Source organism: Rhodococcus sp. Z13 (assembly GCF_025837095.1).
GTDB classification, from domain to species: domain Bacteria; phylum Actinomycetota; class Actinomycetes; order Mycobacteriales; family Mycobacteriaceae; genus Rhodococcus; species Rhodococcus sacchari.
This window is the reverse complement of the sequence record NZ_CP107551.1, coordinates 843,984-851,813: the sequence shown is the minus strand read 5'-3', so window position 1 is coordinate 851,813 and position 7,830 is coordinate 843,984. Positions and strand designations below refer to the sequence as shown.

Here is a 7,830-nt window from a genome sequence, read left to right as displayed (position 1 = left end):
CCGGTGTTCTCAGACGTAGAAGACCCGGTTCTCGACACTCCCTCGGATCCGGCCGACCAGACTCGCGAGGTGGAACACCCACATTCCGGTCGAGTTGCGCCGGATCATACGGGGCACCAAGGGATTACGAAGAACGATGTACGCGAGGGTGTCCGCGAGCGCGATCGACGACCGCCGTGGCATGCCGTGCTCACGGAAGTCCCTGTACAACCGGGCGTCCGCCCGCCCGTAGGCGATGCACTGACGCCACAGGCCACGAAGGGTGTCACGCAGGCGGTAGGCGATCACCGCATCGGGCGCGTATCCCAGGGTGAACCCGGCGAGCTGGAGCCGCAGGCAGAATTCGAGATCCTCGCCGCCGACGTCGTAACTCTCGTCCCAGCCGCCGAGCTCGTCGAGGACGTCCTTCCAGACCGCGAAGTTGCAGCTGACCGCGACCGGAAGGAACCGGAACAGGGTGGGCTGTTCACTCGGGTCCGGCATCGGCCGCCACTGCGCGACCTCCGGTGAGTTGATCGACTCGACCTCGCGTGCCCCGCCCACGGAGTCGTGGTCGGCCGCCACGGCGACCAGTTCCCGCAGCCATTCGGAGTGCACGCGGTCGTCCGCGTCCACCACCGCGACGAGATCGCCTCTCGCGTGGCGCGCCCCGACGTTCCGGGCGTGGGCGGCCCCGGGGACGTCGGCGCTGTCGACGACCCGCAGCGACAGCTTCTCCCTCAGCGGATGCCGCTCCAGATGCTCCCGCAGTCCGTCGGTCGAACCGTTGTCGCTGACCACGACCTCCCACGGCCCCGCGTAGTCCTGCACCGCGAGGGCCTCGAGCTGTTCGTCGATCTCCGGGCGCGCATTGCGGGCCGGGACGACGACCGACACGAGGGACGGTGCTCGGCGACCCGCCGATCGGCTGTGCGGTGTCAGGCTGTGCGGTGTCATCAGACGTAGAAGACCCGGTTCTCGATGCTGCCGCGCACACGACCGACGAAGTTCGCTGTGAGGAAGAGCCATCGGCTCGTCGAGTTGCGCCGGATGACGCGCGGCACCAGCGGATTGCGGAGGACGATGTACGCGATCGTGTCCACGAGCGCGATCAGCGAACGTCTCGGCATCCCGTGCCCACGGAAGTCCTTGTACAGGCGCACCTCTGCGCGCCCGTATCCGACGGCCTGCCGCCACATGGCACGGCGGCTGCCCCGCAGGCGATACGCGATCAGCGCATCGGGCGCGTACCCGAGCGTGTAGCCCTCGAGCTGGAGCCGCAGGGCGAAGGCCCAGTCCTCGCCCCCACCGGTGGTGTAGCTCTCGTCCCAGCCGCCGAGTGTGTCCACGACGTCCTTCCAGACCGCCATGTTGCCGCCCGGCGCGATCGCCAGGAATCCGGGCATCCTCGGCTGCTGTGTGGTGTCCCGTGCGGGCCGGGAGTCCGCGACCTCGGCCGGATTGATCGACTCGACCTCCAGCACACCACCGACGGCATCGTGGGCGGCGGCCACCGTGACCAGTGCCCGCAGCCAACCGGGATGCACCCGATCGTCCGCGTCGGCGATCGCGACGAGTTCCCCGTGCGCCTCGCGCACGCCGATGTTCCGGGCGTGGGCGACGCCCGGGACATCGGCGCTGTCGACGACCCTCAACGACAGCTTCTCCCTCAGCGGATGCCGCTCCAGATGCTCCCGCAGTCCGTCGGTCGAACCGTTGTCGCTGACCACGACCTCCCACGACCCTTCGTAGTCCTGCACCGCGAGGGCCTCGAGCTGTTCGTCGATCTCCGGGCGTGCATTGCGGGCCGGGACGACGACCGACACGAGGGACGGTGCGCGACGGGACGTGGCTGTGCTGGGTGGCATGAGGAAACCTGGTTCGTGGAGCCGATCCGGACGGTCACACTCTAGGTGATCAGTGCCCTGCGCCGAGCTTTCCGGACAGACGTCGCAATCTGCCCAGGCTCGCGCCGTCGAGGCCGACGACCGACACGCCCTTGCCCTTCGAGGCGTACTTGTGCTGGATCGCGTCGAGGGTCGCCACCGTGGAGGCGTCCCAGATATCGGCGTCGGTGAGGTCGACGACGATACGGTCGGGGTCCTCGGCGTAGTCGAACTGGTGGACGAGGTCGTTGCTCGACGCCCAGAACAGCTGTCCGCGCACCCGGTAGGTGCAGGTGCCGTCCCCGTCGACGCTCTTGTCGACGGTGGTCATGTGCGCGACCCGGCGGGAGAAGGCGACCATCGCGGTGAGCACGCCGAGCACCACACCGACCGCGAGGTTGTGGGTGATCACCGTGGCTGCGACCGTGACCACCATGACGAGGGTCTCGCTGAGCGGCATCAGCCGCAGGGTCCGCGGGTCGATGCTGTGCCAGTCGACGGTCCCGACCGACACCATGATCATCACTGCGACGAGCGCGGCCATCGGGATCAGACCCACGATGTCGCCGAGCACCACCATGAGGATCAGCAGGAACACGCCGGCGGCGAAGGTGGAGATGCGGGTGCGCGCCCCCGACACCTTCACGTTGATCATGGTCTGGCCGATCATGGCGCAGCCGCCCATGCCGCCGAAGAAGCCGGTGACGATGTTGGCGATGCCCTGGCCCCAGCCCTCGCGGGTCTTGTCGGAGTGGGTGTCGGTGATGTCGTCGACGAGCTTGGCGGTCATGAGCGATTCCATGAGCCCGACCAGCGCCATCGCCAGCGCGTAGGGGGCGATGATCCGCAGCGTGTCGACGGTGAACGGCACGTCCGGGAAGAACAGGGACGGCAGGCTGTCGGGCAGCTCGCCCTGATCCCCCACGTTCGGCACGTCGAGCGAGAACACCACCGTCACGACGGTGAGCAGCACGATCGCCACCAGCGGCGCGGGCACGACCTGGGTGAACCGCGGCAGGAAGACGAGCACGAGCAGACCGATCGCGACCATCGGGTAGACCAGCCAGGGCACGTCGATCAGGTGCGGCAACTGCGCGACGAAGATCAGGATCGCGAGGGAGTTGACGAAGCCCACCATGACGCTGCGCGGCACGAACCGCATGAGCTTGGCGACGCCGAGGACGCTGAGCAGGATCTGGAAGACACCCGCGAGGATCACGGTGGCGACGAGATAGTCCATGCCGTGCTGCTTCGCCACCGGCGCGACCACCAGCGCGACCGCGGCGGTCGCCGCGGAGATCATCGCGGGTCGCCCACCGGTGAACGCGATGGTGATCGCCATCGTCACGGAGGCGAACAGGCCGACGCGCGGGTCGACCCCGGCGATGATGGAGAACGAGATCGCCTCGGGGACAAGTGCGAGTGCGACCACGAGACCGGCGAGGATCTCGGTTTTCAGCTTGCGGGGCGAGCGGAGAGCGGACGTGACGGAGACGTCCGCGTCGGGATCGTGCAGCGCCGAGTCCCGAACATGGGGTGTGTTCACTTCGGAGCAGTCTACCGAGGGGGCATGTCCTCCCCGTTACGGCGGGCGATGCGCTCCTCCACCGCCGCCTCCTCGAGGTCGAGGCCTTCGAGCACGTCCCGCAGGATCTCGTCGTCGAGTTCCCCGCGGTCGCGTGCCGCGACGAGGGCTTCGCGCCGGCCGCGCAGGGCCGCGAGCCGGATGTCGTCGAACAGCGCGGCCAGCCGGGTGCCGGCGTCCTCCGCAGCGTCCTCGACGTTCTGTGCCTCCTGCCGTGACCGGAACACCCGATGCGCCTTGGCGAGGAGCTTGTCGTACACCTCGCGGTCGACGTCGCCGGGTGGGTCGGAGGCGAGTTCGGTGAGCACCTTCTCGCTGGACTCCGCGGAGATCCTGCGCGCGATCGCCAACTGTTCCTCCGTGCGCAGGCGTTCGTAGGGATCGGTGACATCCAGGCGGCGGATGAGCCAGGGCATGGTCGCGCCCTGGATGAGCAGGGTGCCGACGGCGACGATCAGAGCGCAGATCTGGATCATCTCGCGGCCCGGGAACGGGTCACCCGACGCGACGGTGAAGGGCACCCCTCCCGCGGCGGCGAGCGTGACGACTCCGCGCATCCCCGCCCAGGCCACCACCACGTGCTCCCGGAAACTCATCGGGTCGCGGCCGAGCCGTTCGTGTCCGGCGCGGCGGACGAGGGCGCGCCGCCCCCAGTGCAGCAGGCCCCAGAGCGGACGGACGAGCATGACGACGAGCAGCACCACCAGCGCGCCGAGCAGTGCGCGACGCAGGTCGATGCCGGCTTCGCGGACGTCGTCGAGCACGAACCGGAACTGCAGGCCCATGTAGGCGAAGACGAAGGTCTCGAGCGCCACGTCGATGCTCTTCCACACCGCCCGTTCCTGTAGTCGGGTGCCCACCGAGACGTCGGTGGCGCGGTGCCCGAGGAACAGCCCGGCGGCGACGACCGCGAGCACACCCGAGGCGTGCAGTTCCTCGGCGGCGAGATAGGCCGTGAAGGGCAGCACCAACCCCAGCACCGTCTCGAGGGGCGAGTCGTACATCCGGACCCGGATCAGGTGCACGAGATAGGCGAGGACCAGACCGACCGCGAGACCCCCGGCGACCTCGTACAGGAAGAACAGGACCGGTGAGTCGGCGAGGATGTGCGCGCCGGTGACGGCCGAGACCGCGACGGTGAACAGGGTCAGGGCGGTGGCGTCGTTGACCAGGCCCTCCCCGGTCAGCACCGCGATCACCCGTTTCGGCAGGCCGAGGCGTTGCCCCACGGCCACGGCGCTGACCGCGTCGGTGGGGGCGACGACGGCACCGAGCGCGAGCGCCGCGCCGAAGACCACCGCGGGCACCAGGGCGGAGGCCGTCCACGCCACGGCGAAGGCGGTGACGAGCACGGTGAAGATGCCGAGCCGCAGGATCGAGGGAAGGTACCGCTTGAAGGTGGGCACCGGGAAGCGCAGCGCCGACGAGTACAGCAGCGGCGGGAGCACCACGCCGAGGATGATCTCCGGGTGCAGTTCCAGACGCGGCAGTCCCGGCACGAAGGACACCGCGGCCCCGACGGTGACGAGCACCAGCGGGGCCTGCAGGTCGCGCCGTGACGCGACTGCGGTCACGGCGATGCCCGCGATGACGACCAACAGGATCCCTGCGCCGTTCATCGCGGGCCTCCGGGATCAGGCGCCGGTGTTGCCGTCGGCGCCGAGATGCTTACGGGCGGCGTCCTGCACCTTGTCGACCTGATCGGCGTACTTGCCGCCGGTCTTCTCGTCGACCGCGTCGCCGGCCTTCTCGATGATCTGCTCGACCTTGTCGGGGTTCTGCTCGGCGAACTCCTTGCCCTTGTCGACGAGACCCTTCACCGAATCCATGAAGCCCATGTTCTTTCCTGTCCTTCCGCAACCGATTTCGGCGGTCAGTGTACGCCGGGGAGCAGGTCGTCCGGCATGGCGAACAAGCGGCGTGGCTCACCGTGGATGCGCCCGGAGATCCACCATCCGGCCTCGACGAGGAACACACCGACCGCGGCGCAGGTGACCGCGATGGTCGTGTAGGCGATGTTCGAGGGGTCGAGCGCGAAGAACTCGCGGGTGAACGGCACCGAGAACAGGATCACGTAGCCGAGCACCGATCCGGCGATCAGCAGCACCTTCCACCACTGGTACGGACGTGCCACCACCGCGAGCACCCACACCGCGATGATGAGCAGCGTGATGAGCGCCGAGGTGCCGGCCTGGATCTTCTGCTGCTCGGTCTGCTCCGGGCCGCCGTAGACGAGCACGTAGCAGACGAAGGTCGCCACACCGACGATGATTCCGGACGGGATCGCCAGGCGCATCACACGGGAGACGAAGCCGCTGCGGGCCCGCTCGTTGTTCGGGGCCAGCGACAGCAGGAACGCCGGGATGCCGATGGTGAACCACGCGGCGATCGTCACGTGCCGCGGTAGGAACGGATACGGAAGCGGTTCGAAGTCGAAGACCTCCGACAGCACACCCGACATGCCCACCAGGAAGGCGAGCAGCACCGAGTAGACCGTCTTGGTGAGGAACAGGTTCGAGACGCGTTCGATGTTGCCGATCACCCGGCGGCCCTCGGCCACCACGTACGGCAGGGTCGCGAACTTGTTGTCCAACAGCACGATCTGCGCCACCGCGCGGGTGGCGGGACTGCCCGACCCCATCGCGACGCCGATATCGGAGTCCTTGAGGGCGAGCACGTCGTTGACGCCGTCGCCGGTCATCGCCACGGTGTGCCCGCGCGACTGCAGTGCGCCGACCATCGCGCGCTTCTGGTCGGGACGCACCCGGCCGAAGGTCGTCGACGACTCGACGATGTCGGCGAGCGCCTCCTGCTCCTCGGGCAGTGTCCGCGCGTCGACGGGGTTGTCGCTGCCGGGCAGGTCGAGGGACGACGCGACCGCGCCGACCGCGACCGCGTTGTCCCCGGAGATGACCTTGACGTCGACCTTCTGGCCGGCGAAGTACTCGAGAGTCGGCTTGGCATCGGGACGCACCCGCTGTTCGAGGACGACGAGCGCGACCGGCGTGACGGTACCGGGGGCGTTCGCGTCGTCGACGGGCCGGTCGCTGCGGGCCAGCAGCAGCACCCGCAGGCCGCTCGAGCCGAGCTCCTCGGCGCGCCGCGCCGCTTCCGAGGCGGGGTCGAGCAGCACGTCGGGGGCGCCGAGCAGCCAGTTGCCGTGCGACCCGTAGGACAGGCCGCTCCACTTCTTCGCCGACGAGAACGGCGCCACCGCCGTCGGCTCACCCCAGCCGGGTGCGGTCGGGAACGCCTCGGCGATCGCGAGCACACTCGCGTTGGGCCGCGGGTCGTCGGAGGCGAGGGAGGCCAGGGCGGCGCGGGCCTCGTCGGTATCGGCACCGTCGATCGCCTCGAGGTCCGACAGGCGCATGCCGTTCTCGGTGAGGGTGCCGGTCTTGTCGGCGCACACCACGTCGACGCGGGCCAGACCCTCGATGGCGGGCAGTTCCTGCACGAGGCACTGGCGGCGGCCCAGCCGGATGACACCGACCGCGAAGGCGATCGAGGTCATGAGCACCAGGCCCTCGGGCACCATCGGCACGAGCGCCGCGACCATGCCGCTCAGGGCGGGGCCGAGCGACTCGCCGCTGGAGAAGAGCTGGTTGAAGATGATGAGCAGACCCGCCGGGATCATCAGGTAGGTGATGAACCGGAGGATCTGGTTGATGCCGGAGTTCAGCTCGGACTTCACGAGCGTGAACTTGCTGGCTTCCTCCGCGAGCCGCGCCGCGTAGGCGTCGCGACCGACCTTGGTGGCGCGGTAGGCGCCGCTGCCGGAGGCGACGAAGCTGCCCGACATCACGTGCGAACCGGGATCCTTGTGGATGGCGTCGGACTCACCGGTGAGCAGCGACTCGTCGAGTTCGAGGCCCTGCGACTCCACGACCTCCCCGTCGACGACGAGCTGGTCGCCGGGGCCGAGTTCGATGATGTCGTCGAGCACCACCTCGCGGGGGGCGACGGGTGCGGCGACCCCGTCGCGTCGCACGACCGGTCTGGTCTGGCTGACGATGGCGAGTTTGTCCAGGGTGCGCTTGGCGCGGATCTCCTGGATGATGCCGATTCCGCTGTTCGCGATGATCAGCAGGCCGAACATGCCGTCGATGATCGAGCCGGTGGCCAGCACGATGATCAGCAGCACACCGAGGATCGCGTTGATGCGGGTGAAGACGTTCGCCCGGACGATGTCCTTGACCGAACGGGACGCCCGATCGGGGACGTCGTTGGTCCGACCCCGGGCCACACGCTCGGCGACCTGTTCGGTGGTCAGGCCGGAGGTGGGGCGGTCGGGTTCGGCGAGATCCGTCTCGCCCGTCCCCGCCAACGCTGCGGGCTCATCTGCTGCCATGAACAACCAGGTTAGGGCACCGAACGGGA

6 protein-coding genes are annotated in these 7,830 nt (G+C 68.9%); all 6 read right to left on the bottom strand.

From position 1 onward, the window contains the following. Positions 1 to 9: 9 nt before the first annotated feature. The 6 genes from OED52_RS04035 to OED52_RS04010 are packed head-to-tail and all read right to left on the bottom strand — an operon-like array spanning position 10 to position 7,801. Entirely contained in the window at positions 10 to 936 is a 927-nt protein-coding gene (locus OED52_RS04035; protein ID WP_264153402.1) for a glycosyltransferase family 2 protein, read from the bottom strand. Next, positions 936 to 1,847, bottom strand: a complete 912-nt coding sequence (locus OED52_RS04030) for a glycosyltransferase family 2 protein (protein ID WP_264153401.1) — start codon at positions 1,845 to 1,847, stop codon at positions 936 to 938. The genes OED52_RS04035 and OED52_RS04030 overlap by 1 nt, the downstream gene beginning before the upstream one ends. A gap of 49 nt (positions 1,848 to 1,896) precedes the next feature. Further along, on the bottom strand, positions 1,897 to 3,411 hold the full coding sequence (locus tag OED52_RS04025; RefSeq protein WP_264153400.1) for a SulP family inorganic anion transporter: 1,515 nt from the start codon (positions 3,409 to 3,411) through the stop codon (positions 1,897 to 1,899). A gap of 11 nt (positions 3,412 to 3,422) precedes the next feature. Continuing rightward, on the bottom strand, positions 3,423 to 5,069 hold the full coding sequence (locus OED52_RS04020; RefSeq protein ID WP_264153399.1) for a Na+/H+ antiporter: 1,647 nt from the start codon (positions 5,067 to 5,069) through the stop codon (positions 3,423 to 3,425). Positions 5,070 to 5,084: 15 nt separating this feature from the next. Beyond that, positions 5,085 to 5,288 carry an antitoxin gene (locus tag OED52_RS04015; protein WP_264153398.1) on the bottom strand — a complete coding sequence of 68 codons (204 nt, stop codon included), beginning with the start codon at positions 5,286 to 5,288 and terminating at the stop codon, positions 5,085 to 5,087. Between the two features lie 35 nt (positions 5,289 to 5,323). Continuing rightward, entirely contained in the window at positions 5,324 to 7,801 is a 2,478-nt protein-coding gene (locus tag OED52_RS04010; RefSeq protein ID WP_264153397.1) for a cation-translocating P-type ATPase, read from the bottom strand. Positions 7,802 to 7,830: the final 29 nt, after the last annotated feature.

Bases quoted from the DNA above. Each gene is read 5' to 3' on its own strand.
- OED52_RS04035 (WP_264153402.1), bottom strand. From the start codon at position 936: ATGACACCGCACAGCCTGACACCGCACAGCCGATCGGCGGGTCGCCGA.
- OED52_RS04030 (WP_264153401.1), bottom strand. From the start codon at position 1,847: ATGCCACCCAGCACAGCCACGTCCCGTCGCGCACCGTCCCTCGTGTCG.
- OED52_RS04020 (WP_264153399.1), bottom strand. From the start codon at position 5,069: ATGAACGGCGCAGGGATCCTGTTGGTCGTCATCGCGGGCATCGCCGTG.
- OED52_RS04015 (WP_264153398.1), bottom strand. From the start codon at position 5,288: ATGGGCTTCATGGATTCGGTGAAGGGTCTCGTCGACAAGGGCAAGGAG.
- OED52_RS04010 (WP_264153397.1), bottom strand. From the start codon at position 7,801: ATGGCAGCAGATGAGCCCGCAGCGTTGGCGGGGACGGGCGAGACGGAT.